The sequence below is a fragment of the Ruegeria sp. CDSA221 genome (assembly GCF_059611825.1).
Genome location: NZ_JBXWPK010000001.1, coordinates 239,965 through 263,825, shown reverse-complemented (window position 1 = coordinate 263,825; position 23,861 = coordinate 239,965). Strand labels below are relative to the sequence as shown.

The 23,861-nt window shown below is 55.6% G+C and carries 22 protein-coding genes and 1 tRNA gene; 8 read left to right on the top strand and 15 right to left on the bottom strand.

Annotated features, from left to right (window positions below):
- Complete coding sequence (locus AC2FJ5_RS01220; RefSeq protein WP_496792103.1) at positions 1-771, bottom strand: metallophosphoesterase family protein; 771 nt, start codon at positions 769-771, stop codon at positions 1-3.
- A gap of 159 nt (positions 772-930) precedes the next feature.
- Here AC2FJ5_RS01220 and AC2FJ5_RS01215 point away from each other — a divergent pair, with 159 nt between their 5' ends.
- On the top strand, positions 931-1,944 hold the full coding sequence (locus tag AC2FJ5_RS01215; protein ID WP_496792101.1) for a GDP-mannose 4,6-dehydratase: 1,014 nt from the start codon (positions 931-933) through the stop codon (positions 1,942-1,944).
- A gap of 5 nt (positions 1,945-1,949) precedes the next feature.
- The gene (tviB, locus tag AC2FJ5_RS01210) at positions 1,950-3,233 is read left to right on the top strand and encodes a Vi polysaccharide biosynthesis UDP-N-acetylglucosamine C-6 dehydrogenase TviB (RefSeq protein WP_496701843.1); all 1,284 of its coding nucleotides are present in this window, start codon (positions 1,950-1,952) and stop codon (positions 3,231-3,233) included.
- A gap of 53 nt (positions 3,234-3,286) precedes the next feature.
- Here tviB and nqrF read toward each other — a convergent pair whose 3' ends face one another.
- The 6 genes from nqrF to AC2FJ5_RS01180 are packed head-to-tail and all read right to left on the bottom strand — an operon-like array spanning position 3,287 to position 9,147.
- The gene (nqrF, locus tag AC2FJ5_RS01205; protein WP_496701842.1) at positions 3,287-4,510 is read right to left on the bottom strand and encodes an NADH:ubiquinone reductase (Na(+)-transporting) subunit F; all 1,224 of its coding nucleotides are present in this window, start codon (positions 4,508-4,510) and stop codon (positions 3,287-3,289) included.
- A 10-nt stretch (positions 4,511-4,520) separates the two neighbouring features.
- The gene (gene nqrE / locus AC2FJ5_RS01200) at positions 4,521-5,129 is read right to left on the bottom strand and encodes an NADH:ubiquinone reductase (Na(+)-transporting) subunit E (RefSeq protein ID WP_142636377.1); all 609 of its coding nucleotides are present in this window, start codon (positions 5,127-5,129) and stop codon (positions 4,521-4,523) included.
- Positions 5,129-5,782, bottom strand: a complete 654-nt coding sequence (locus tag AC2FJ5_RS01195) for an NADH:ubiquinone reductase (Na(+)-transporting) subunit D (RefSeq protein WP_142636378.1) — start codon at positions 5,780-5,782, stop codon at positions 5,129-5,131. Before AC2FJ5_RS01195 ends, nqrE begins: the two co-directional genes overlap by 1 nt.
- Positions 5,782-6,597 carry a Na(+)-translocating NADH-quinone reductase subunit C gene (locus AC2FJ5_RS01190; RefSeq protein WP_496691579.1) on the bottom strand — a complete coding sequence of 272 codons (816 nt, stop codon included), beginning with the start codon at positions 6,595-6,597 and terminating at the stop codon, positions 5,782-5,784. Before AC2FJ5_RS01190 ends, AC2FJ5_RS01195 begins: the two co-directional genes overlap by 1 nt.
- Complete coding sequence (locus AC2FJ5_RS01185; protein ID WP_496701836.1) at positions 6,590-7,798, bottom strand: NADH:ubiquinone reductase (Na(+)-transporting) subunit B; 1,209 nt, start codon at positions 7,796-7,798, stop codon at positions 6,590-6,592. The genes AC2FJ5_RS01190 and AC2FJ5_RS01185 overlap by 8 nt, the downstream gene beginning before the upstream one ends.
- 5 nt (positions 7,799-7,803) lie before the next feature.
- Entirely contained in the window at positions 7,804-9,147 is a 1,344-nt protein-coding gene (locus AC2FJ5_RS01180; RefSeq protein ID WP_496792100.1) for a Na(+)-translocating NADH-quinone reductase subunit A, read from the bottom strand.
- A 276-nt stretch (positions 9,148-9,423) separates the two neighbouring features.
- Here AC2FJ5_RS01180 and AC2FJ5_RS01175 point away from each other — a divergent pair, with 276 nt between their 5' ends.
- The 3 genes from AC2FJ5_RS01175 (at position 9,424) to AC2FJ5_RS01165 (ending at position 11,652) form a co-directional block, all read left to right on the top strand.
- Positions 9,424-10,539: a THUMP domain-containing class I SAM-dependent RNA methyltransferase gene (locus AC2FJ5_RS01175; protein WP_496792098.1), complete on the top strand. Its 1,116-nt coding sequence runs from the start codon at positions 9,424-9,426 to the stop codon at positions 10,537-10,539.
- Positions 10,540-10,654: 115 nt separating this feature from the next.
- Positions 10,655-10,731: transfer RNA gene (locus AC2FJ5_RS01170), tRNA-Pro, on the top strand.
- 198 nt (positions 10,732-10,929) lie between these two features.
- Positions 10,930-11,652, top strand: a complete 723-nt coding sequence (locus AC2FJ5_RS01165; RefSeq protein WP_496792097.1) for a hypothetical protein — start codon at positions 10,930-10,932, stop codon at positions 11,650-11,652.
- A gap of 190 nt (positions 11,653-11,842) precedes the next feature.
- Here the strand turns inward: AC2FJ5_RS01165 and AC2FJ5_RS01160 are convergent, their stop codons facing one another.
- A complete protein-coding gene (locus tag AC2FJ5_RS01160; protein ID WP_496792096.1) occupies positions 11,843-12,400 on the bottom strand; it encodes a hypothetical protein in 558 nt (185 codons plus the stop codon).
- A gap of 189 nt (positions 12,401-12,589) precedes the next feature.
- Between AC2FJ5_RS01160 and AC2FJ5_RS01155 the strand changes: the two genes are divergently transcribed.
- Positions 12,590-13,669, top strand: coding sequence for an extracellular solute-binding protein (locus tag AC2FJ5_RS01155; protein WP_185956670.1), 1,080 nt, complete (start codon positions 12,590-12,592; stop codon positions 13,667-13,669).
- Between the two features lie 29 nt (positions 13,670-13,698).
- The gene (locus tag AC2FJ5_RS01150; RefSeq protein WP_496698393.1) at positions 13,699-15,300 is read left to right on the top strand and encodes a BCCT family transporter; all 1,602 of its coding nucleotides are present in this window, start codon (positions 13,699-13,701) and stop codon (positions 15,298-15,300) included.
- A gap of 382 nt (positions 15,301-15,682) precedes the next feature.
- Here the strand turns inward: AC2FJ5_RS01150 and AC2FJ5_RS01145 are convergent, their stop codons facing one another.
- Together AC2FJ5_RS01145 and AC2FJ5_RS01140 are read right to left on the bottom strand one after the other, a co-directional pair.
- A complete protein-coding gene (locus AC2FJ5_RS01145; RefSeq protein WP_496792094.1) occupies positions 15,683-17,704 on the bottom strand; it encodes a DEAD/DEAH box helicase in 2,022 nt (673 codons plus the stop codon).
- A gap of 410 nt (positions 17,705-18,114) precedes the next feature.
- Positions 18,115-19,287, bottom strand: a complete 1,173-nt coding sequence (locus AC2FJ5_RS01140; protein WP_496792093.1) for an ATP-binding protein — start codon at positions 19,285-19,287, stop codon at positions 18,115-18,117.
- A gap of 325 nt (positions 19,288-19,612) precedes the next feature.
- Between AC2FJ5_RS01140 and speD the strand changes: the two genes are divergently transcribed.
- Positions 19,613-20,014 (top strand): adenosylmethionine decarboxylase, encoded by a 402-nt coding sequence (gene speD, locus AC2FJ5_RS01135; RefSeq protein WP_281995110.1) that lies wholly within the window; start codon positions 19,613-19,615, stop codon positions 20,012-20,014.
- On the opposite strand, the gene AC2FJ5_RS01130 is transcribed toward speD, so the two are convergent.
- From AC2FJ5_RS01130 to AC2FJ5_RS01110, 5 genes are read right to left on the bottom strand one after another with little or no spacing between them, the layout of a single operon-like run.
- Entirely contained in the window at positions 19,985-21,526 is a 1,542-nt protein-coding gene (locus AC2FJ5_RS01130) for a polyamine aminopropyltransferase (RefSeq protein ID WP_496792092.1), read from the bottom strand. The genes speD and AC2FJ5_RS01130 overlap by 30 nt on opposite strands.
- Positions 21,523-21,747, bottom strand: coding sequence for a DUF350 domain-containing protein (locus AC2FJ5_RS01125; protein WP_142636390.1), 225 nt, complete (start codon positions 21,745-21,747; stop codon positions 21,523-21,525). The genes AC2FJ5_RS01130 and AC2FJ5_RS01125 overlap by 4 nt, the downstream gene beginning before the upstream one ends.
- 10 nt (positions 21,748-21,757) lie before the next feature.
- Positions 21,758-21,922, bottom strand: a complete 165-nt coding sequence (locus AC2FJ5_RS01120; RefSeq protein ID WP_496689284.1) for a hypothetical protein — start codon at positions 21,920-21,922, stop codon at positions 21,758-21,760.
- 1 nt (position 21,923) lies between these two features.
- Positions 21,924-23,225 (bottom strand): DUF4178 domain-containing protein, encoded by a 1,302-nt coding sequence (locus AC2FJ5_RS01115; protein WP_496792090.1) that lies wholly within the window; start codon positions 23,223-23,225, stop codon positions 21,924-21,926.
- On the bottom strand, positions 23,222-23,836 hold the full coding sequence (locus AC2FJ5_RS01110) for a DUF4178 domain-containing protein (protein ID WP_496792089.1): 615 nt from the start codon (positions 23,834-23,836) through the stop codon (positions 23,222-23,224). Before AC2FJ5_RS01110 ends, AC2FJ5_RS01115 begins: the two co-directional genes overlap by 4 nt.
- Positions 23,837-23,861: the final 25 nt, after the last annotated feature.

The following is a 23,861-nucleotide window of genomic DNA, read 5'->3' as shown; positions in this document are numbered from 1 at the left end:
CTATTCCGGCTGCTCGTCGGTTGCGATGAACCGGACCTCGCCGGCGCGAATATCAGTGGCGGTCAACCTGCCACTGAAGAAGGCGCCGGTGTCGATCGAAACAACGCCATTCTCAGCGCGGGGCTCTGACGTGATCGTATGACCATGGACAACCCACTGGCCATCTTCCCGCATCTGCCGTGAGAAATTCGGATGGCCCCACAGGCGGACTTGGCGTGTCTGCTCATCCAATGGCTTGCCCGGGTCCAGCCCTGCATGCACCACGGTGACATTGCCGCTGGTCCAGGTCAGGGGACGGTCGTGCAGCCAAGACAGCAAATCATCGCCCATCGCGCGTTGCAATCTGTCAGCCACCGAGATGGCATCCGTGCCGACCGTGTCTTCATCCACACCGGTTATCCCAAATGAGGCGAGCGTCTGCAGGCCACCGTTTTGCAGCCAAAGCCTGCCGACCCGTTTTGGGTCATCGGTGAACCGCAACAGCATCTCCTCGTGATTACCCAGCAGGCAAATGAAATCATTGCCCCGGACCCGGCTAAGGTGCCGTAACTGGTGCAGCACCTGGGCGCTGTAATTGCCACGATCAATGTAGTCCCCGACAAAGATCGTGGGGCAATCTGGATCCAGCCTTGCCAGCAAAGTTTGCAACAGATCCAATCGCCCGTGGATATCTCCCACGGCATAAAACCTCTGGTCAGGCGCGATGTCAGAAACTGAATTCTGCGCCGCCTGAGGTTTTTTCCACCTGGTTTTGATCCAATCCCACACCATCGCAATTTCCTACCCTGACTGGCGGGCAACAACAATCCGCAAGTGAATTCGGGTTCTGGATTGCCCCAATGGCGCGGATTGTGGGAAAATCCCCTTGACCTTGAGGGGCTGAAAGTATCCCTGATGTTTCAAACGGTTTTGGTTTGGGTCGAGGGTTAAATGAAGCGCGTATTAGTCACAGGCACAGCAGGGTTCATCGGTTTTCACCTGGCAAAACTGCTACTGGCCGAGGGGTTTCAGGTTCACGGCTACGATGGGATGACGGATTATTACGACGTCTCGCTCAAGCAGCGCCGCCATCAGATGCTCTTGCAATCCCCTGGGTTTTCCGCAACCGAGGATCTTTTGGAAAACTACGACCAGCTTGCAAAGGTCGCTGAGGAGTTCCAGCCCGAAGTGATCGTGCATCTCGCGGCGCAGGCTGGTGTCCGCTATAGCCTTGAGGACCCGCGCAGCTATATCAATTCCAACGTGGTCGGCACGTTCAACGTCATGGAAATCGCGCGCGAGCATAAGGTAGACCACCTTCTGATGGCTTCGACATCCTCGGTTTATGGCGCCAACGAGGTCATGCCCTTTACTGAGGTCGAAAAGGCCGACACACCGCTGACGATTTACGCCGCAACCAAAAAGGCAAACGAGGCGATGGGCCATTCCTATGCTCATTTGTGGAACCTGCCCACGACCATGTTTCGGTTCTTCACCGTGTATGGAACCTGGGGGCGACCCGATCTTGCGCTCTACAAATTTGTGGACGCCATCCTGGATGACCGCCCGATCGATATCTTTAACCACGGCGACATGTATCGGGATTTCACCAATGTCGAAGACCTTGTCCGCGGTATCCGACTGCTGATCGACGTCCCTCCGGTGCGGCCGGACAGCGCAGATGAAATTGAAGAAGGTGACAGCCTGTCGCCGGCGGCGCCCTGGCGCGTGGTGAATATCGGCAATGGCGACAAAGTGCGGCTGATGGATTTTATCGAAGCCATTGAGGAAGCTATCGGCAAGAAAGCCATCCGCAATTACATGCCTATGCAGATGGGTGATGTTCCTGCCACTTGGGCGAATAGTGATCTGCTGCAAAAGCTGACCGGCTATCGTCCGCAGACAAATTTCAAAGATGGAATCGCCCAGTTTGTCGAATGGTTCCGCGACTATCATGGTAAGTGACGCATATGCTTGAAACCGACCCCAATTCCCGAAAGATTGCTGTGATCGGGCTGGGTTATGTCGGCCTGCCCCTGGCCGTGGCCTTCGGCAAAATTGGCAAGGTGATCGGATTTGACATCAATGCGGCGCGGGTCGAGGCACTACGCGCTGGCGTAGATGCAACGCATGAGGTTGAGCCACATGACCTGAGCGCGGCGGGCGGCCTGAAATTCACAACCAACCCCTCGGAGATTGCCGATTGCGATACCTATGTCGTAACCGTCCCCACGCCGATCACCGCAGGTAAGCAGCCTGATTTAGCCCCCCTTCTGGCCGCGTCGGAAACAGTTGGCCACGTATTGAAACCCGGTGATTTGGTGATCTACGAATCCACCGTCTATCCCGGCGCAACCGAAGAAGATTGCGTTCCGGTGCTGGAACGCGCCTCGGGCCTGACCTTCAACACGGATTTCTTTGCAGGCTACAGCCCCGAGCGGATCAACCCCGGTGACAAGACCCACCGCATCGCGGACATCTGCAAAGTCACCGCTGGTTCAACCCCGCAGGTCGCTGATCTGGTTGACGCGCTCTATGCCCGGATCATCACCGCTGGAACCTACAAGGCTGAAAGCATCCGCGTGGCTGAGGCCGCGAAGGTGATCGAAAACACCCAGCGCGACCTGAATATCGCTCTGGTGAACGAGTTGGCGATGATCTTCGGTCGCATGGGCATCGATACCGAGGCTGTGCTGCGCGCAGCCGGAACCAAGTGGAACTTCCTGCCCTTCCGCCCCGGTCTGGTCGGCGGGCATTGCATCGGCGTGGATCCTTACTACCTGACGCACAAGGCCGAGGCCGTGGGCCATCACCCGCAGATCATCCTTGCAGGGCGGCGCCTGAATGACAGGATGGGCAGCTATGTGGTGTCGCAACTGGTCAAACGTATGACCCGTTGCGGTATCAATGTTGGCGCCGCCCGTGTTCTGGTGATGGGCCTGACGTTCAAGGAAAACTGCCCCGACCTGCGCAACACCCGTGTCTTCGACATTATCGAAGAATTGCAAAGCTATGGCATCAGCGTCGATGTCCACGACCCTCATGCCGACCCCAAAGCTGCGCAAGAAGAATACGACCTGGACCTGATCGACCAACCTGAGCCAGGGCTCTATGACGGGGTCGTCCTGGCCGTCGCGCATGCGGAATATCGGGCACTCGATCCTTTGCAGTTTCGAGCCTATGGCAAAGAAAACAGCGTAGTCTTCGACATCAAATCCTGCCTGCCACGCGAGGCAAGCGACCTGCGCCTGTAATCGAACCAAAGGACCTAAAATGAAACCGGCGCCACAGGGCGCCGGATAACTGATTACCCGCCGAAATCGTCGAGCATGATATCTTCGCGGTCCACACCCAGATCCAGCAGCATGTTGATGACCGACTGGTTCATGATCGGCGGTCCGCACATGTAGAACTCGCAATCCTCGGGTGCCGGGTGGTTCTTGAGGTATTCGTCGAACAGCACGTTATGGATAAAGCCGGTATAGCCTTTCCAGTCGTCCTCGGGCTGGGCATCCGACAGGGCGACATGCCATTCGAAATTGTCGAACTCTTCCGCGAGGCTGTCGAAATCCTCGACAAAGAACATCTCTTTCTTGGACCGGGCACCGTACCAGAAGGTGATCTTGCGGTCGCGATTCTCAAGCCGTTTGAGCTGGTCGAAAATATGGCTGCGCATGGGCGCCATACCAGCACCACCACCGATGAACACCATCTCTCTTCCGGTCTCGCGGGCGAAGAATTCACCGAATGGACCCGAGATCGTGACCTTGTCACCCGGTTTCAGGTTGAAGATATACGACGACATCTGGCCCGCCGGTATCCCTTCGGAACCCGGAGGCGGTGAGGCAACCCGGACGTTCAGCATGATCATGCCCTTTTCGTCCGGGTAGTTGGCCATGGAATAGGCGCGTTCGATGGGCTCGGCAACGACCGAGTCGTACTGCCACAGATTGAAGCGATCCCAATCTTCGCGGTACTCGTCTTCGACATCGAAATCAGTGTATTTCAACTGGTGCGCCGGGGCCTCGATCTGAATGTAGCCACCGGCGCGGAAGTTCACATCCTCGCCTTCGGGCAGGTCCAGCGTCAGCGCCTTGATAAAGGTGGCAACGTTCTCGTTCGATCGGACGGTGCATTCCCATTTCTTGACGCCAAAGACCTCTTCAGGGACTTCGATATCCATGTCCTGCTTGACCGCAACCTGACAGGACAGGCGGTCACCGCAAGCGGCCTCGCGCTTGGTGATATGGCTTTCCTCGGTAGGCAGGATCGAGCCACCGCCGGAATGCACGCGCACGCGGCATTGCGCACAGGTGCCACCGCCGCCACAGGCGGACGGTACGAACAGTTTCTCAGCCGCCAGCGTTTGCAGCAGCTTGCCACCGGCGGGCACGGACACGGTTTTCTCACCATTGATGGTGATGTTGACATTGCCCGTCGACACCAGCCGTGACCGAGCGGCCATGATAAGGGCGACAAGCGCCAGAACGATCAGCGTGAAAAGAACGACGCCAAGGCTAAAGGTTTCCATTGCCGCCCCCTTACAGTTTCACGCCCGAGAAGGACATGAAGGCCATCGCCATCAGACCCGCGGTGATAAAGGTGATCCCCAGACCCTGTAGGCCATCGGGAATGTCCGAATATTTCAGCTTTTCGCGTACGCCCGCCATTGCGGTAATCGCCAGCGCCCAGCCAAAGCCGGAAGACAGACCATAGGTTGTCGCCTCGGCAAAGTTGTAATCCCGCTCGACCATGAACAGCGACCCACCCAGAATGGCGCAATTCACCGTGATCAGCGGCAGGAAAATACCCAGCGCGTTGTAGAGCGGCGGGAAATACTTGTCCAAGACCATCTCGAGGATCTGAACCATCGCCGCGATCACGCCGATATATGAGATCAGGCCAAGGAAGGTCAGGTCCACATCCGGGAACCCGGCCCAGGCCAGCGCGCCCGGTTTCAGCAGATAGGTCAGCAACAGGTTGTTGGCGGGAACGGTGATCGCCTGCACGACCATGACCGAGATCCCCAGACCCAGCGCGGTCGAGATTTTCTTGGACACGGCGATGAAGGTACACATGCCAAGAAAAAAGCTGAGCGCAAGGTTTTCGACAAAGATGGCCTTTACGGCCAGTGAGATAAGCCCTTCCATCAGTGCGCCTCTACCTGCTGGATTTTGTATTCACGTTCTTCGACCTGGTTCGGCTTCCATGTACGGAAGGCCCAGATGATCAGGCCGATGATGAAGAACGCCGAAGGTGGCAACAGCAGCATACCGTTGGGTACGTACCAGCCGCCATTGTTCACAGTCTGCAAGATGGTGACACCGAACAGCGACCCGGCCCCCAACAGCTCGCGGATAAAGCCGACTAGCAACAGGATCAGCCCATAGCCCATGCCGTTGCCAACACCGTCGATAAAAGATGCGATCGGGGGGTTCTTCATCGCAAATGCCTCGGCACGGCCCATCACGATACAGTTTGTGATAATCAGCCCGACGAAAACCGACAGGGTTTTCGAAATCTGGAAAGCATAGGCCTTGAGAACCTGATCAACCAGGATCACCAGCGACGCGATGATCACCATCTGAACGATAATCCGGATCGAGCCGGGTATCTGGTTGCGCAGCATCGAAATGAACATCGACGAGAAGGCGGTCACGAAGGTCACAGCCAGCGCCATTACAAAGGCCACCTGCAACGAGGAAGTCACGGCCAGCGCGGAACAGATGCCCAGGACCTGCAGCGTGATCGGGTTATTGTCGACAAGCGGGTCGACCAGCATCTCTTTCTTGGTCTGAGACATCAAAACTCTCCTGCTTGCAGTTTGGCCAGGAACCGGGCGTAGCCCGCGTCACCCATCCAGAATTTCACCAGGTTATCGACACCAACTGAGGTCAGAGTAGCCCCAGCAAGCGCGTCGACATAGAAATCGGGACCGGCGGCGGGTTGCGACTTGGCGACGGTAATCTGCAGCTCGCCTGCATCGTCGCGCAATTTCTTGCCATTCCACAGACCTTTCCATCGCGGGTTGTCCACCTCGGCGCCAAGGCCGGGGGTCTCACCATGCTGATAGAACTGCAGGCCGTAGATGTCGTTGCCGTTATTTTCTAGAGCGATAAAACCATAGAGCGTCGACCACAGGCCATAACCATGCAGCGGCAGGATCACTTTGTCTAAATCGCCCGCATCATCGCGCAACAGATAGATCACTCGGTACTTGGCCTGACGACCAATACCCGCCGGGTCAGTGTCCAATGCTACGCTGAGTTCAGGATCACTTGCAGCAGCCTGGTCATCAAAGGTTGCCGGATCGAACTGATCGTCGACAAATTCGCCGGTGGCAAGCTCGAGCACATGCGGCTCGAACGCAGCGAAGGCTTCGGTCACATCTATGCCCGGCTCGAAGACACCAGCCACCTGCAAAACGTTAACCTGTTTGTCCTTCAGCGCGTTGGCTTCTTGCACCGGGCGCAGGCTGACCGCAGCGGCGGAGACCACCATCGAGGCAACAAGACAGACGGCAACGGCGACGAAGATCGTCTTGCCAACCGAATCCGGCGAGGCGGCCAGAAAGCGAGCCAATGCGCCCTTGGGTTCTTGAGGTTGCGGATCAGACATGGCGACGCGCCCTCCGTTTGATATTGGCCTGCACGACGAAATAGTCGATCAGCGGTGCAAAGACATTGCCGAACAGGATGGCCAGCATCATGCCTTCGGGGAAGGCCGGATTAATCACGCGTATCATCACAACCATCACACCGATCAAGGCGCCATAGATATAGCGGCCCAGGTTGGTGTGGCTGGCGGAAACCGGTTCGGTCACCATGAAGGCCAGGCCAAATGCATACCCACCCAGAACCACATGCCAATACCACGGCATCGCGAACATCGGGTTGGTATCCGACCCGATCAGGTTCAGCAGCAGAGTAAATCCGATGGTCCCGGTCAGACAGCCAACGATCAGGCGGTAATTGGCAATCTTGGTCATCAGCAGGAAGGCCATACCGATCAAGCAGGCCAAGGTCGAGGTCTCGCCAAAGCTGCCCTGAATGGTGCCGTAAAAAGCGCTGGACCATGTGATCCCTTCGGCAGCAAGAGCCTGTACGCCCTCGGCCGCTGACACCGCCAGCGCGGTTGCACCCGAGAACCCGTCAACCGGGGTCCAGACCGAGTCCCCCGACATCTGCGCAGGATAAGCGAAGTACAGGAACGCACGACCAACCAGCGCGGGGTTAAGGAAGTTCTTGCCAGTGCCGCCAAATACCTCTTTGCCGATCACCACACCGAAGATGATGCCCAAAGCCACCTGCCACAAGGGTGTAGTGGCCGGCATAATCAGTGTATAAAGCATTGATGTTACAAGGAAACCTTCGTTCACCTCATGGCCGCGCACGGTGGCAAAGATGACCTCGAATATGCCGCCTGCGACCAGTGTGACGATGTAGATAGGCAGAAAATACATCAACCCGTGCATCACATTTGCAAAGACACTGCTGGGGTCCAGCGAGATACCAAACATCTGCAGCAGAGCGATGCGCCAACCGGCGGCAGAGTCCGGCCCGAGGCTGGCGATAGCCGAGTTGGCCTGATAGCCGGTGTTCCACATCCCCCAAAGGATACAGGGAATGGTCGCGATCACGACATAGGTCATGATCCGCTTCATATCCACGTAAGACCGCGCATGCGGGGCCACAGAGGTCACGGTTTTCGGAGTGTAGATAAAGCTTTCGACCATCTCGTAGATGGGGAAATACTTTTCGTACTTGCCGCCCTTGGTAAAGTTCGGCTCGATCCGATCGAAGAAGCTGCGCAAACCCATTTGGATCAGCCCTCCTTTTCAATCTTGTTCAGGCAGTCGCGCAACGCCAGCCCGTATTCATATTTTGCCGGACAGGCAAAGCCGACAAGGCCCAGATCCTCTTCGTCCAGCTCGAGCGCGCCCAGAGCTTGCGCGGTATCGGTGTCCATCACCAGTAGTGCCCGCAGCAGTTGCGTCGGCAGATAGTCCTGCGGCATCAGCTCTTCGAACGTACCCGTGGGCACCATGGCGCGGCGCCCCCCATTCAGATTCGAGCTGAGCGCGTACAGCTTTTTGGCGAAAGCAGAACCCAGCACCGGCTGAACCGCAAATTTCGAAGGCATCGGGCGGATCCAGCCCATCGGAATCTGGTCGTGGTCCTCACGGATGATGGTCATCTGCCTTGCAAAACGCCCCAGATAAGCCGTTGGGCCATCCGCATGCTGACCAGATAGGATCGAGCCCGAAATGATCCGTGCCGTGCCGTCCACATCAACCTCATCCCGGGTCAGGTCTTCGGTCGACGCTCCCATCACCGTACGGATCAGGCGCGGCTGACGGGCACCCGGGCCAGTCAGGGCGATCACCAGATTAGGGTCCAGATGGCCCGTCTGCATCAGGCGGCCAATGGCGATGACATCCTGATACGCGATGGTCCAGACCTGCTTTTCGCCCGCAAGCGGTTCGAGGAAATGGATGTGGGTTCCGGCCAAACCCGCAGGATGCGGACCAGAGAATGCCGCCGCCTCAACGTCTGGCAGATCGCTACCCGGAACCGAAGCACCGTCCTGCTGGCACAAATAGGTTTTGCCCTCGGACAGCTTGGATACGGCTACCAGACCATCCGCAAATGCTTTGCCCGCGTCATTGATGATGAGTTCTGCATCTCCGGCCAGTGGCTCGCTATCCATGGCGGTGACGAAAATCGCTGCTGGCTTGGTGCCCGGAACTGGCATCTTGGAATAGGGACGCGTACGGAAAGCGGTCCACAACCCCGCGGCGCATAGCTTGGCGGTGACACCCTCGGTGCTGTCCGCATCACCAACACCCGAGAAATCGATACCCGTGTCGTTGGCATCCGCAACCTCAATCACAACGCTCTGCAAAACCCGGCGCGCACCACGGTTGATGGCAACGATCTTACCACTTAGCGGGGCGACCATCATCGCCTCGGGTGCGTCCTTGTGACAGAATAGCGGAGTGCCACGTTGAACGTCATCCCCCTCCTGAACCAGCATTCGCGGTTTCAAGCCAAGGTAATCGCCCCCCAAAACCCCAACAGTCTTGAATTCTGGACCCGGATGGATGGTTTGCTCCGGTGCGCCTTGCACCGGCAACTCCAACCCTTTTTTCAGTTTGAAAGTTTGCATGTCGCTACGGTCTTCCAAGCCTCTTTACCTGTGCCGGCTGAGCCAACACCTATCTAGTGTCAGACAATAACGCGAGAATTCCAAGCAGTCGTCGCAAAAGCGTCGAATTGCGACTGAAATCCGCGGCCGTCCCTCTGATTGTGGCCCCTTTACGCGGGGATGATACCAAAAGCAAACCTGTAACCGTCAAAATTCCCTCACGGTATTCACTTTCTTGTATCACTTTCGCTGAAATTGCCTGTCGCGCCCCGATCATGTCCGGTGTAAGCACCCTTGATGGAACAAACGAACGATCTGGAAATTTTTCTGGTAGCAACGCCCGGACTAGAGGCGCCGCTGCATGCCGAGGCCACCGAACAGGGATTCGCCGATGCCAAGGTCATTGCTGGTGGCGTGGTTTGTCGGGGCGGGTGGCCCGAAGTCTGGCGTGCCAACCTTTGCCTTCGGGGCGCAAATAAAGTTCTGGTTCGGATTGGCAGCTTTCCCGCTGTCCATCTTGCACAACTGGACAAACGCGCCAGAAAATTTCCGTGGTCAGATTTCCTGCGCCCGGAAGTGCCGGTAAAAGTCGAGGCGACAAGCCGCAAATCGCGCATCTATCATGCGGGTGCCGCGCGCCAAAGGATCGAACGAGCGCTGGCCGAGACACTGGGGACTCCAATCTCGACAGATGCAGCCCTGCGCGTGCTTTTGCGGATTGAGAAAGACATCTGCACATTCTCGATCGACACCTCCGGAGATCCCCTGCACAAGCGAGGTCACAAGACTTCCGTCGCCAAGGCCCCCATGCGCGAGACAATGGCGGCCATGTTCCTGCGCGAATGTGGCTATCACGGGACCGAACCGGTGCTGGATCCCATGTGCGGGTCGGGCACTTTCGTCATCGAGGCTGCCGAGATCTCGTTGGGCCTGCTTCCCGGTCGCACGCGTAATTTTGCATTCGAAAGCCTAAGGAGTTTTGATCCCGACATCTGGTCCGACATGCGCGCCGGGTCAAAACCCCCTGCCCCCGAGGTTCAGTTCTTCGGCTCCGACAGGAATGCAGGCGCGATCGAGGCCGCAAAAGCCAATGCGGAACAAGCCGGTGTTTCGACCAATACAACATTTCATTGCCACTCCGTCAGCGATCTGAAGCCCCCGCAAGGTGCTGAGGGGTTAGTGGTCGTAAACCCCCCTTATGGCGCCAGGATAGGCGATGAAAAACGTCTGCGATCCTTGTATGGGAGTTTCGGCAAGGTTCTGATGTCACGCTTCAAAGGCTGGCGCGTTGGCATCGTAACAAGCACCCCATCCCTGGCCCATGCCACGCGCCTTCCTTTGCTTCCGGCAGGGCCGGTAGTGGATCACGGCGGCACAAAAATCCGACTTTATCGCACTGACCGCCTGATCTGACATGGGGCTAATCACAGGGATTTTGAGCCTGTCCAAAGCCTGTTATTAATCACAAACCAGACCCAGAATCCCTCTTGCACATCCAAACCCTCAGGTATAGATCACCCGCCACGGTCGGAGTGTAGCTCAGCCTGGTAGAGCACTGTCTTCGGGAGGCAGGGGTCGGAGGTTCGAATCCTCTCACTCCGACCAATGATTGCAATGACCTAAAAAAGGTGTCGCTCCGTTTAAATTTGTGGGGTGTTTTTTGGGGCGAGTGTTCAAATAGCTTCGGTTTTCGTTAGATTCTTTCGGCGCAATGCCAGTGGTGGGGTGTATTCCCGGACACTTACACACTATATTTTGAGCGATCAAAGATTGACGAAGGTACATATATGCGAGAGAAGCAACGTGGCGACTGATCCTGTTCCGACTGGCGGCAGTGAAGACGGTTTGTTGAGTGCCATTTTCGATGTACTTGGAGCCGCAGGAGGCGTCATCTCTACAGCTGACTACTGGCTCGGAATTCTCACATCGTTCATTTTGCTATTCGTACGGCATAGGATAAAGCTCCCCAAGGTTCGGGTCACTGGCAGTGGCAGTGGCAGTGGCAATTTGGATAACGGCGATAAATTCAGTTCGTCACGCTTGAACATCATTAACGTACCGAGTTTCTTTGGGTACCCAGTGAAGCGCGACACACTCTCCGTTGCATCGGCGCATATTTATGATCCTGCGACACGCCGGTATGAAGGTCATTTGATGCGTTGGCAGGGCGAACCGGACAATAAGCCATTCAACAAAGACATCGACGCTGGTGAAAGTGCACAGCTTTTTGTCTACGGCGCTCACAAAGGGCGAATTCATCATTATGCCGGAACGACTATCCATAATGTCGAACACAGCGAGACACTTCTGGAGATCGGTGACACCAGAAAGCTGGAAATTCACATCGTAGACAAGCTGCAGCGTAAATACAAAATCCCTTTTAAAATTTCGGCGAAAGAACAACGCAACCACGCGGACGGCTTTAACGTTCAAGTGCGGGTAAAAACAACTCTCGCAGATCGGTGGCGAAACTTCCGATATGGTTTTGCCGACATGATTCGAGCGTTCACCACGCCCAGCTATTGAAACTTAGCGCATAGTGCTCGCGTCGTCGCAATTAAGGACGGCTTTTTCGTGTCGAGATTAGTGTAAAGTGGGGCCAACAAACCGGGAATCCGAAACCTGACGTCTCGTCGGCACCGCCACGGGTCATAGGTTCTCGCGACAAAGCAACGTGAGGGAGAAGGTAAAACTCAAAAGCATCCTCTGTTAAAGGTCATCCCCATGCATCAGTGCATGAATCACAAGGGTCGGAACTCGATAGTTCTGAGTTCAAATGGAAGCCAGGGCCAGCCGCTTTGGAAGTTTGGTGGTCGTAGCCATCCAACGGGTGCGCCATGGACATTCCAGCACTCAGAACAATGGCGAACGCGGTGACGAAGGAAATCAGTGCCTTTTTCATTTCTTGGTCCCTTTCGGTTGAGCGTGTTTGAAACGCTGTGTGTGCATTCAATTTGGCGATCTGTCGGTCAGATTTATTGCGATGACACATCAAGGTTTTGAGAAAAAACATCAATTTTACGCCCGTGGGCGTCGTCATTCCAGCGCCTGCGCACGCCCCTGAGGCTCTTTCGCCGAAGGTGAGATAGGCCCCAAGATCAGGTCCGTAATTAACTGTGGTCGATGAACAGGAACCGGTTTCTCTGTATCGCTGGCTTCTGGAAAACAGCCTGTAACCGCAAGCCTTGTTTCTTGGTGGCTCTGCCAAATCTGTCGCTCTGTCTGGCGGAATAGTCGTATTTAGCTTTCGCAATTTTTGATTATTGCTGATCATCAGGGTGAATTTGATGTATTCTTGCTGAATGTGCTGGGAATTGACCAGGAGGACGACCCAAACAAAGCGCTTATACAAAATTAGAAGCGACTAGGGAGGAATTTGATGATGTACTATAGGCTAAAGGCGGTCAGGGGCTGTCGGATAATGATAGCTGCGCTGTTTTCCACTCTCTCTTTGAGTAATGCGATGGCGCAAAGTAACTCTGAGAGCGAAACCACAATCCCAGAGCCCGGGCCGTCCATCACCTTCACATCCTGGACCGGCCCTTACATGCGAAGTCAGATGCTTGGGTTTGTGCGCCCTTATGAGCAAGCCAAAAACGCCGATGTGCATGTTGCACATTACAATGGTGGCATCTCGGAAATCCGCGATCAGGTCGAAAGCGCAAATGTGATTTGGGATGTGGTCGACCTTACGCAAGCAGATTCACTTCGCGCCTGCGAAGAGGGCTTGCTGGAGAACATATCTGACATAGAACTGCCTGATGGCGTCGATGGCACACCATTTCGAGAGGATTTTGTCGAAGGTGCCCTGAATGATTGTGGCGTAGGAGTCATCGTATGGGGCACCGCATATGCGTATAACAATTCTCAATTCGCAGAAACGCCTCCATCAACCATTTCGGATTTCTTCGACACAGAAACCTATCCTGGGCCACGTGCCATCCGAAATGATCCGACAGTGATCATGGAATGGGCCCTTATGGCCGACGGCGTAGCCCGCGATGATGTGTATCCAACGCTCGAAACCGAAGAAGGTGTTGAGCGCGCGCTGAAAAAGATGGACGACATAAAAACCGGCCTGCAAATCTGGGAAACCGGGCGTGAACCCGTACGTCTGCTGAACTCTGGCGACATTGCGATGTCATCGATCTGGGCCACTACCGGTGCAACGGCCGCCCAGGAAGACGGTTCCGATTTTACGGTCAACATGGACGGCCGTGTGATTGAGCTGGATCTGTTCGGCATTCCAAAAGGAAGCCAGAATAAAGAAGAGGCCATTGATTTTATTCGCTTTGCTAGCAGCTCAAATTCGCTGGCCGATATGGTCGGGCACCTGCCAAATGGTCCAACCCGAAAATCTTCGATGACACTCCTGTCAGATGACGTTTTGGAGCGCATCCCGAACGGTCCGGCGTATGAAGACAATCTTTACATTCTGTCGGACGCCGAGTGGTGGGCCACCAACCACGGGCGCCTGGAAGAGGCGTTCCAGTCCTGGCTCGCAACCTCCGCCCGTCAGGGCGCTGCGGGTTCAACACGGTAAGCCGAAACAACAGGTCTAAGAGGTGCAAAATGAGTGATCAATCAACACAGAAACCTGACAATCTTGTAGCAAAGAGCGGCTTGTTCAAAGGTATGAATCCGACGATGGGTATCGCTTCGATGGTGATGATATTGGGATTTGTGTTTTTCACGATCCGTGATGTTGAAGCTTCAAGTGCGATCTTTGCGACAGGTAAAAACTTCATCATCGGTAGCCTGGACTGGTTCTATGTACTGGTCGTTAACGCGGCACTGTTTTTCGTAATTTGGCTTATGATCAGCCGGTTCGGACACGTGAAGCTGGGCAAGGATGATGACGAGCCAGATTTTTCAACGTTTTCATGGATTTGCATGCTGTTTAGTGCGGGCTTGGGATCTGGTCTGATCTATTGGGGTGTTGCAGAGCCAATGTTCCATATCCAAGGCAGCCCATTCCTTGAGCGGGCGGGAATTGAACCAGGTTCGGTTGACGCCGCGGTTTCTGCGGTAACGATCACGAATTTCCACTGGGGTTTCCACGGTTGGGCCCTTTATGTGCTGGTTGGCCTCTGCCTTGCATATTTCTCGTACCGCCATGGGCTTCCTCTGACTTTGCGCACCGCTCTTTATCCTGTGCTGAAGGAACGGATCTATGGTCCCTGGGGTCATCTCGTCGATCTGATTGGCGTATTTGGTACAATCTTTGGCCTCGCAACCTCATTGGGGTTGGGCGTCACACCAATCGCCGCCGGTCTTGAGGATCTTGGCTGGATGGCAAACACCCAGACAAATCAGTTGATCCTCGTCGCAATCATCACCTGTCTTGGCACGGCTTCTGCTGCATCGGGTGTTGGCAAAGGCGTGCGTATCTTGTCTGAAGCCAACGTTATGGCAAGTGTTGGCCTGCTGCTCCTGTTCATCATTCTGGGACCCACGGCATTCCTGTTGGGCATAACCATATCCGGATTTGGAGATTACCTCTGGACGGTGATACCCATGGGTTTCTGGATCAACGGTGAGCCCGAAAACCAATGGCAGAGCTGGTGGACGATCTTTTACTGGGGCTGGTGGATCGCATGGTGCCCGTTTGTTGGACTGTTCATTGCGCGGGTTTCAAAGGGGCGGACGATCAAGCAATTCTGCTATTGCGTTCTTCTTATCCCAACCTCAGTCGTGATGCTCTGGATGGGTGTCTTTGGTGGCGCAGCAGCCGGGGTTGATCTGTTCTACGACGCAGGTGTCGTCGAGGCGGTCAACAATGACTACGCCGCTGGCGTATTCCAAACGGTCAAAGGATTTGGCTACACATGGTTGGTGTACCCGATCACAGTGTTGATTACGGTTCTGCTAATTTCGTGGTTTGTCACGTCTTCTGACTCGGGGACACTGGTGATGTGCACAATGCTGTCGATGGGTGACGAGCATCCGCCAATCAAGTTCCGTGTGTTTTGGGGTATTACCGCAGGCGTTGTTGCCGGTGTCCTAATGCTGGCCGGTGGGTTGAGCGCGCTACAGACAGCGTCCATCGTCGCAGGGCTACCAATCGCTGTGATCTTGTTATTCATGATCTATGGTATTGTCTCGTCGCTTCACGCTGAGCATCCAGTGCCCGATGTTGAGGATAAGTACGAAATGGAGTTCCTCAACAGATAGGCAGCCATTGTGGTTCAATTTGTCGAGAGGCAGTTACATCTGCCTCTCGACAATTGCAGACCTGGGTTTCGACCTGTCCGCGAAGCTTTCCTCGTTCTGATGTGAAGTTTGCCAAACTTTCTTGGAGCAAACGAATACGAAAGAACCTCTGCCTAATGGTTTCCACCAGCATCTCTGCTACCCGCGTGGTACAGCTACTGGATAGGCTTGTCGGCTCTCCATGGTGAGCCTCTCACACAATCTCGACCCGTGAACCAAAGGTACATTGTGGGGGATAGTCCGATCCTGGTCGTGATGGAGCGGTTTCTTTCGCCCATGCCTTCCATTGTCCCTTAAAGGTAATGCCCAAAGCCAAAAAACCAGGTTCGGAATGGAATGCAGGCTAAGTCTTCCGCCGTTTCGGGACAGAATCGCCACCTTTTGTAGATTTGGCCGCTGCGACTCGCGCTCGGTTCTTCTTGCTGCTTGACTTACCTTTGGGTGGAGGTGGACCCTTTGATGCTGTTCGGGCAGATTTGATATCGCCGCCTTTGGCTTCAGATTTACCGCCCTTACGTGCCTTTGGCTTTGCACCAACCGGTTTGAACAAGGCATCTGCCTCGTCTTTCGAAGCACGCTGGCGTTCTACTTTGGCTGATTTGACGGCCCTTGTGGAACGTTCTGCAGGGCTGGAAGGTGCCCGGCCCTCGGGTTCAGGCTTGCGACGTCCATAGGTTGCAGTGCCGCTCCGTTCGATCGGAGTCGTATCTCGTTTGCTCGTAATCGGTTTGCCTTTTTGCTTTCCGATGGGCTTGGTCCGGCCAGTTGCAGCAAAGTCCGGTGCCGTGTCCAGACGCACGAGATCCTTGACCTTTTCGATCTTCATCTCGGGCCCAACGGCTGTCAGAAACCCTTCGACGCTGGGCTCACGGATCTCGAAATAGGTCACATCATCGGCAATCCGGATGGCCCCAATGTCATCCTTCGTCAGATTGCCTGACTTGCAGATCATCGGCAGCATATAACGCGGCGACGCATTTTGATTGCGCCCCTCGGACAGCGAAAACCAGACGCTGGGGCCAAAGGCCGCGCGCGGTTTCTGGCTTTGCTGATCGACCGTCGACAACTCTTCTGGCGCGGAATGACGCAGCTTGTACTGCCGCAGGTAAGCTGCTGCAATCTGCTCAGGGGTAAAGCTTTCTACCATTTTCTGAACTGCTGCGCGTTCACTTTCCGTGATCTCTGCTTGCCAGTCATCCGATGCGAACATCCTCACCTGATCGCGTTCGGTCACCTCTTCTGCTGACGGGGCTGTCCCCCAATCGGCGGTCAGCTTGGCGAATTTCAGAATACGTTCCGCCTTTTTCCGCGACGCGGGTGCAACCACTAGTGCGCTAACGCCCTTGCGTCCGGCCCGGCCTGTTCGACCCGAGCGGTGCAGCAGTGTTTCATGGCTGTTTGGAAGTTCCGCATGGACCACCAAATCAAGGTTAGGCAAATCAATACCGCGGGCGGCAACATCCGTTGCCACACAGACCCTGGCACGCCCATCGCGCATGGCTTGCAAGGCGTTCGAGCGTTCGCTCTGGGTCAATTCTCCGGATAGGGCGACGACCGAAAAGCCCCGGTTTGACAGGCGCGCGGTCAGACGTGACACCATCGCGCGGGTATTGCAGAACACGATGGCGTTCGGCGCCTCATAATAGCGCAACACATTGATAATTGCATTCTCGCCGTCGCGCGGACCGACCAACATAGCACGATAATCAATATCGGCGTGCTGCGTCTTTTCGCTGACGGTGCTCACACGTTCTGCATCGCGCTGATACCGTGTCGCCAGATTGGCAATCGCACGTGGGACAGTGGCAGAAAACAGCAAAGTCTGACGGTCTGATGGTGTTTCATCCAGAATGAATTCCAGATCCTCTCGGAACCCGAGATCCAACATCTCGTCGGCCTCATCAAGAACCACGGCGCGAATGGCCGTCAGGTCGATCGAGCCCCGCATGATATGATCCCGCAGCCGTCCCGGAGTGGCGACAACAATATGCGCGCCACGCGCCAACGCACGGCGTTCATCCCGAATATCCATGCCTCCCACGCAGGACGCCAGAAACGCGCCCGCATCGGCGAACAACCAGCTCAGTTCACGCTTGACCTGCAGCGCCAGTTCCCTTGTTGGTGCTACAACAAGTGCCAGCGGTGCGCCCGAGGTTTCGAAAGTCTCAGCGTCACCCAGAAGTCGCGGCGCAATCGCCAGACCGAATCCGATGGTTTTACCCGATCCGGTTTGGGCCGAAACCAGCATATCCTTCCCCTCCAGTTCGGGCCGGGTTACAGCCTGCTGAACTTGGGTTAAGGTGTCATAGCCCTTGCGAGCCAGCGCATTTGCAATGGTTTGTTTCACAGCGGTGGTTCTTTTCATCGGTCAGGAGATGGGATTGTGCGGTATTGCAATCAATGCATCATCCATGGGTAAAGACAGCCCCTTAACGAGTGTCTTGACTATTGTATAGCCACGAACCGGGGCAGATGCGCTGAAAATCCCGTATCCTGCCCATACTGCTCCCTTTCAGTAGCGGCTTGAGACCCTCGCCGCTTTCGGTTCAATTTGTTGAGACGCGGCAGAAGCGCAGGCTTGGAATAATCAAAACAGGCGTTTTTCTGTAGAGCTTTCAACCGTCTGTAAACCAGCTGTCCCTGTCGGGCTGGCGGTCAACGTGACTACTCCTTCGGGAAATCTACTACAAGCAGTCGGATTCGATAGCTTCTACGACCACGTTTTCTTCGAATTTAGGGCATGACGTTGAGCCAATGGCGCGGTCCCTCTTGCGTCTATGCAGACGCCAGCCGTTTCATTGCGCTCATGAGAGGCATAGCTCGCACACCTCCCTGCCCCGGCACTTCCTTGTCGTTGGCATAGACAAGGATGCGCTCTGAGACGTCCAATTCTTCTGTCGCGATGTGAAACCCACGCGTGACCTTCGCTGATGTCGTCCGCTTGATCTCTATGGCCCAGAGGCCGCCGCGGGGAAGTTTCAACATCAAATCCACCTCAGCCCCTGCTGAAGAGCGATAGAAGCTTGCTTCTGTTCCGCGCGGTGCCGCGGCGATCAGGTTTTCGATGCAGAACCCTTCCCAACTGCCGCCGACAACCGGATGCCCAAGCAGGTCTTCCGGTGTTTCGATCCCAAGAAGTGCATGGGCCAGCCCGGAATCGCGAATATAAACCTTGGGAGATTTGACCAAACGTTTTCCGGCATTGGAATGCCATGGCTGCAAACGGCGCACCAGCATCAGGTCGACCAGCAAATCAAGATAGCGCGCAACGCTCTGGCCCGATACGCCAAGGTTTCCCGCGAGTTTTGCCGCGTTGAGTAGCCCGCCCTGTTCATGGGCAAGCATCGTCCAAAACCGGCGCAGTGTTTCCGCTGGAATGCGCAACCCAAAAGCCGGAACATCGCGTTCCAGATAAGTGCGGATGAAATCCTCGCGCCATGCCAGGCTGGTTTTGTCGTTCTTGGTAAGGAAGCTATCTGGAAACCCACCCCGCAACCACAGCGCAGAGATCGAGTCCACTCCGGTTTCCGACAAAATGAAAGGCGTCAGCTCGTGATAGCTGACCCGGCCAGCCAAGGATTCTGCGCTTTGGTGCAGAAGCGTGTTCGAGGCCGACCCCAGCAGCAGGAATTGCCCAGTCCGATACCCTTGTCTTCGTCGTCGGTCAATCTGACCGCGTAATGCCTTAAACAGGCCCGGCATAAGCTGAACTTCATCGATCACCACCAGGCGCCCAACCTGCTCGTCGAGATAGAGGTCTGGCTCTTCGAGCACCTGGCGATCAGCAGATCTCTCCATATCAAGATAGACAGCGTCACGGCTTTCAGCGATATCCTGCGCGAGGGTTGTCTTCCCAACTTGCCGCGGCCCAAGCAGGACTACGCCCGCCTGGTTCTCGAGAGAGTCTTCAACTGACTTTCTATCGCCGCGCTTGATCATACCTTGCATTTATTCCATTTGGTGGAAGATTTACAAGGATAAAATTCCAAATTACTATCCAGTGAAACCTATCGTCTCGGCCCATCACCCCAGAACCATGACACGCAAGTCTGGACCTTAGGTCGAGCATAATCGTGGAAAGCTGCGTCCCATTTGATCAAGAGAAAACTTAACCTGAGTACGTTCTTCGTTCTTAACTATTAAATTCGAAAAGTCCTCTTTGCGTCCCTCAATTTCATTTCCATTGCCCTGAAGGGCGAAGCCAACTAGGTACTTGCCGCGCACAAACCCCTAAGAATCTGCGAAAAGTCAAATCGCAGAAAGGACCAGGATCATGACCATACCGGCAATCAAAAACGCTGACACAGGCACGCTGGCTGGCTCGGGAATGCATATTCTGGTCGATCATTACGGCAGCCTATACCTAACCGACGTAATGCGCATCGAAGAGGCACTGACCCGCGCGGCGCGGGAGGCTGGCGCAACGATACTGTCGGGCAAGTTCCACAAATTTGGCGGGCATGGCGGTGTGACCGGAGTGTTGTTGCTGGCAGAATCCCATATCTCGATCCACACTTGGCCGGAAAATGATTATGCCGCCATCGACATCTTCATGTGTGGCACAACGCAACCGGACAAAGCGGTCGCATATCTTGAGAAGCACCTGCGCCCTGCCCGAGTTGAAATTACGCGCGTCAACCGCGGTTTACCGGAACCAGTAGTCCCAACCGTCTAAGTAATATCCCATCAGAGCGTGCGATTGCAGTGTATTAGGTTCGGCATCGATCCGGTCGGTATCACCGCCAAAAATCTGTGCCGCGCGCCAAACATCATCGTCGAGATAGCTCAGCCCATCCGGCAGTTCGATTCTACGGTCGGTCAATGGTTCAAATGTAGCCAGAACAAACCCCCATTCGCCGAAGCTCGGCACGTAGCTGTGATAGGGAACCGCCTGCAGTCCCCGCCCGGGTCTTTGCGGATTGCGGCTGCTCTCAATCGTTTCGGCCACCGACCAATAGGCCTGTCGGGCAAAGAACGGTGATCCGGCCTGAGTGACGAAGACCCCCTGCCCGCTTAGCCGTTCGGCCAGCAAGCCGTAGAATTGCTTGGTGTATAGTCTGGACAAGGCGATGGATTTGGGGTCTGGCAGATCAATGATCACCACGTCGTAAATCTGGGTTTTCCGCTCCAGAAATCTCCAGGCGTCTTCATTGACAACCGTCACGCGCGGGTCGCTGAGAGCATTGTCGTTCAGCTTGGACAGATCTGGATGGTCGCGAAACAACTGCGTCACACGCGGATCAAGATCCACCAGCGTCACGGACTGCACCTCGGGATAGCGCAGCACCTCGCGCGCGGCCATGCCGTCTCCACCCCCCAGGATCAGAATGTCACGCGCGCGCGGCGCAAGGGCCATGGCCGGGTGCACCAGCGGCTCGTGATAGCGGTGTTCGTCAAGGGAATCGAACTGGATCGAATGATCCAGAAACAGGCGCACCCGGTCGCGGTACCGGGTGACGGTGATCTGCTGATACGACGTGGCCTCGGACAGGATGACATCATCTTCGAACAGTTCGGCCTCGGCGACCGAGACCAGCCGTTCGGACTGCCACAGTGCGCCCAGCGTTGCCACAAAGGCCACCGCCCAGACTGCCACCTGGACCCGCGTAGCCCATTCCCGAAACACCAGCAGAGACAGGCCAGCCACGGCAAGGTTTAGACCGCCAAAAGCCAGACTCGCCGACATCAGCCCCAGATACGGGATCACCAATAGTGGAAAAGCCAATGAGGCGACCAGCGCTCCGATGTAGTCGACGCTCAGCACGTTCTCAAATCGGAACTTCAGCGCCCCGATCTGTTCAAGCACACGGGCAATTAATGGGATCTCCATCCCGGACAGGATGCCAATGGCAATCAAAGCGCCGTAAAGCGGCAAGGCCACCTGCCCCAACCACGCATAATGCAGAAACAGCACCGGCGCCAAAAAACCGCCAACGATGCCCAGTAGGATCTGCGCCCAGACAAAACCGGAAAACGCATCCGAGACAAAGCGCGACAGCCAAGCACCTACTCCCATCGCCGACAGAAAGATGCCAATTACCAGTGAAAACTGGCGGACGGAATCCCCCAGCAAATAACTGGACAAGGTGGCGGCAATCAGCTCGTAGATCAGCCCGGCTACGGCCACCAGAAAGGTGGCCAGCAACAACCACGCGGCACGCGCCTCAACCGCGCGGGGCTGGGTCATGACAGGATGACGGCCGCGATGATGATGGAAACTGCTACAAACAGCAGCCCGATCAGGATCGCCAACGCGATGTTCTGATCTTTTTCGATCTCGTGCACGACCGAGAAGGGTGTCATCCAGTCGATCACCTTCCACACGACCCACATCAGCGTCACACCCAGAAGGGTGTAAAAGATTGTGCTGATGATTTCTGCAATCTGAATTGCTGCTATATAATCCATTGATCCCTCACTATTTTATCCGATTTGACCGATAGTACCCGCCGCCACCGCTGCCGACCCGAACCGAAGTGTCCAAGTCACGGCTTTCAGCCCAATACCCATGCCACGAGACATAACCCGTGGCGGCCACGGCCAGGGTCGAAATGACGATGAAAATGATCCTGAAAGCTGTCACTTTAATCCTCATCTACCCAATCAGTTCCCGACCACCGGGCGCGTTGATGCAACCATTTGCGCCCGAACTGAAACAGGAACAGCGCTCCAAAAACCCCGGCCAGCGCGAATGACCAAAGACCACTGGACAGTCCGGTTATAACTCTGACTTGCAACTGGCTGAACGGCTGCCCCGGTACATGGCCTACGCCCGACCCGTTCCAAAGCCCCTGCTCTGGCACGTCCAGTGCCAATGTGTAGTCACCCGTGCGATCTGGCCGAAACGTCAGGCTCGCAAATTTGCTGCCTTCACGCCATGTGCCGTCCGAGTCGCGGCCGGTGTAATATTCGATCGTCCGACCCGCCTGGAACACCGGCTCTCCGTCCGGATCAAGCAGCTCGATGTCCAGATAGATCCAACTGTTTTCAACATTGCCCGAAAAGGAAACCTTCGTCAGTTGGCTATTGGCTTCAAGCGGGATTGTGATCTCGGCCGGGAAGTCGCCACGTTTTAGCGCCTGACGCTCTATCGCCCTCTCTCCTGATCGTTGAGAGAAGGAGACCGCCATCACAAGACAAAGGATCATAAACACGAATGATACGACCAGCAAAAATCTATAGTTTGGGCCCTCGATGAAAGGTTGCAGCGGATGCACCCGATGTGGGTTCAGGTTCAATGAAACCCCAAAAGCTGCTTCGGCCTGCTGTTTCGAAACATAGAACGAGCGATAGGTCTCACGCTCGGACCCGGTGGTCGAAAACCCCAGCATCGCCGTATCAGACATCGCCGAAATCGTGGTTGTCTTTTCCCCCAGTGACGGCGGCCAGGTGAATTCACCCTCAACATAGGTGACCGCGCTTGTGGTGGTCTCGTAATACACAAAGCGCCCATCCTCGGTCGTCACAGAGGGAGGGGATTCCGCTGTCTCAACCCACCGCTCCGACATCCAGGCCGATCCGCGATAGCGTCTGGAAAACACCAGATGCCCCGCCTCAAGCGTCAGCCAGGCATAGCCGTGAGTTGGCGAATAGAGCTGATGGTCTATCCATTGGTAGACCCGTCCGCCCCAGCGCTCGGCATGTTCGATCAGACCAATTATGGTGAACTCGGCACCATACAACGACCCGCTCATCCCAATCGAAAGCGGGGTTTCCGGGCGTTTCTGATCCTTGAACTGACGCAATGTCCGGTAGTTGTTCTGTGCATCCAGTTCGGCCCCGCAATAGGAACAGATCTGCACAATCACCCGGCCACCGCCCAACACATCCAGACCGGCGCCGCAGCAGGTGCAGTTGATCGAAAGAAGACTTGGATCCCGGGTCATGACTGCCGCTGAACCTTCACATCAAATGCGTCATACCACCGACCGTAAAACCAGATCGCATGACCGGGCCAGAATTCGCCGGACAACAAAGCCTCGTCCCCGGCGGAAGCGTTCACGAATTCATGGCTTTCCCCGACCTTTAGCACCTCATCGAACTGTCCGCGCAGGGCGATACATTCGGCATGTTCAACTTCGGTAACCGTGAATGTGGCCGCGTCGAAATCCAGCGTTTCGCCCAGCTTGAACGGAGGCATGAATTTCGGCCTGTCCTTTTCGGTCAAGCGTTTCTGCCGAACGACATCTCCCTCATCGAGCGATATCCAGCAGGTGCGGCCATCACCATCGACACCGCAGAACTCATCCCAGAACCCCCGCCCGTAGGAATAGCGCGCATGACCAAGAATCAATGTCGACGTTCGACCCAGTTGCACTTGATCGCCTATCCCGAACAAAAGCGGGGCATCGTGCATCTCACCCTGCTGGCCCGCCGATTGAACCTGGACATCATTGATCATCAACGTCGTACCGCAGGACGCACAGGTGGCAACCTTTATCCCTTTCAGCGCAATCGAGGTTTGCGCACCGCAGTTTGGACAGTTCAAAGTCTTCATGCTTTCAAGTCGCGCAAAGAAAATG

Excerpts from the sequence above, each read along its gene's own strand:
- nqrF (WP_496701842.1), bottom strand. The coding sequence starts at position 4,510 with ATGGAAACCTTTAGCCTTGGCGTCGTTCTTTTCACGCTGATCGTTCTG.
- AC2FJ5_RS01215 (WP_496792101.1), top strand. The coding sequence starts at position 931 with ATGAAGCGCGTATTAGTCACAGGCACAGCAGGGTTCATCGGTTTTCAC.
- AC2FJ5_RS01180 (WP_496792100.1), bottom strand. The coding sequence starts at position 9,147 with ATGCAAACTTTCAAACTGAAAAAAGGGTTGGAGTTGCCGGTGCAAGGC.
- AC2FJ5_RS01155 (WP_185956670.1), top strand. The coding sequence starts at position 12,590 with ATGGCGCAAAGTAACTCTGAGAGCGAAACCACAATCCCAGAGCCCGGG.
- AC2FJ5_RS01150 (WP_496698393.1), top strand. The coding sequence starts at position 13,699 with ATGAGTGATCAATCAACACAGAAACCTGACAATCTTGTAGCAAAGAGC.
- AC2FJ5_RS01190 (WP_496691579.1), bottom strand. The coding sequence starts at position 6,597 with ATGTCTGATCCGCAACCTCAAGAACCCAAGGGCGCATTGGCTCGCTTT.
- AC2FJ5_RS01125 (WP_142636390.1), bottom strand. The coding sequence starts at position 21,747 with ATGGATTATATAGCAGCAATTCAGATTGCAGAAATCATCAGCACAATC.
- AC2FJ5_RS01130 (WP_496792092.1), bottom strand. The coding sequence starts at position 21,526 with ATGACCCAGCCCCGCGCGGTTGAGGCGCGTGCCGCGTGGTTGTTGCTG.
- AC2FJ5_RS01115 (WP_496792090.1), bottom strand. The coding sequence starts at position 23,225 with ATGACCCGGGATCCAAGTCTTCTTTCGATCAACTGCACCTGCTGCGGC.
- AC2FJ5_RS01110 (WP_496792089.1), bottom strand. The coding sequence starts at position 23,836 with ATGAAGACTTTGAACTGTCCAAACTGCGGTGCGCAAACCTCGATTGCG.
- AC2FJ5_RS01185 (WP_496701836.1), bottom strand. The coding sequence starts at position 7,798 with ATGGGTTTGCGCAGCTTCTTCGATCGGATCGAGCCGAACTTTACCAAG.
- nqrE (WP_142636377.1), bottom strand. The coding sequence starts at position 5,129 with ATGGAAGGGCTTATCTCACTGGCCGTAAAGGCCATCTTTGTCGAAAAC.
- AC2FJ5_RS01160 (WP_496792096.1), bottom strand. The coding sequence starts at position 12,400 with ATGATCAGCAATAATCAAAAATTGCGAAAGCTAAATACGACTATTCCG.
- AC2FJ5_RS01175 (WP_496792098.1), top strand. The coding sequence starts at position 9,424 with ATGGAACAAACGAACGATCTGGAAATTTTTCTGGTAGCAACGCCCGGA.
- AC2FJ5_RS01140 (WP_496792093.1), bottom strand. The coding sequence starts at position 19,287 with ATGCAAGGTATGATCAAGCGCGGCGATAGAAAGTCAGTTGAAGACTCT.
- AC2FJ5_RS01220 (WP_496792103.1), bottom strand. The coding sequence starts at position 771 with ATGGTGTGGGATTGGATCAAAACCAGGTGGAAAAAACCTCAGGCGGCG.
- AC2FJ5_RS01145 (WP_496792094.1), bottom strand. The coding sequence starts at position 17,704 with ATGAAAAGAACCACCGCTGTGAAACAAACCATTGCAAATGCGCTGGCT.
- tviB (WP_496701843.1), top strand. The coding sequence starts at position 1,950 with ATGCTTGAAACCGACCCCAATTCCCGAAAGATTGCTGTGATCGGGCTG.
- AC2FJ5_RS01195 (WP_142636378.1), bottom strand. The coding sequence starts at position 5,782 with ATGTCTCAGACCAAGAAAGAGATGCTGGTCGACCCGCTTGTCGACAAT.
- speD (WP_281995110.1), top strand. The coding sequence starts at position 19,613 with ATGACCATACCGGCAATCAAAAACGCTGACACAGGCACGCTGGCTGGC.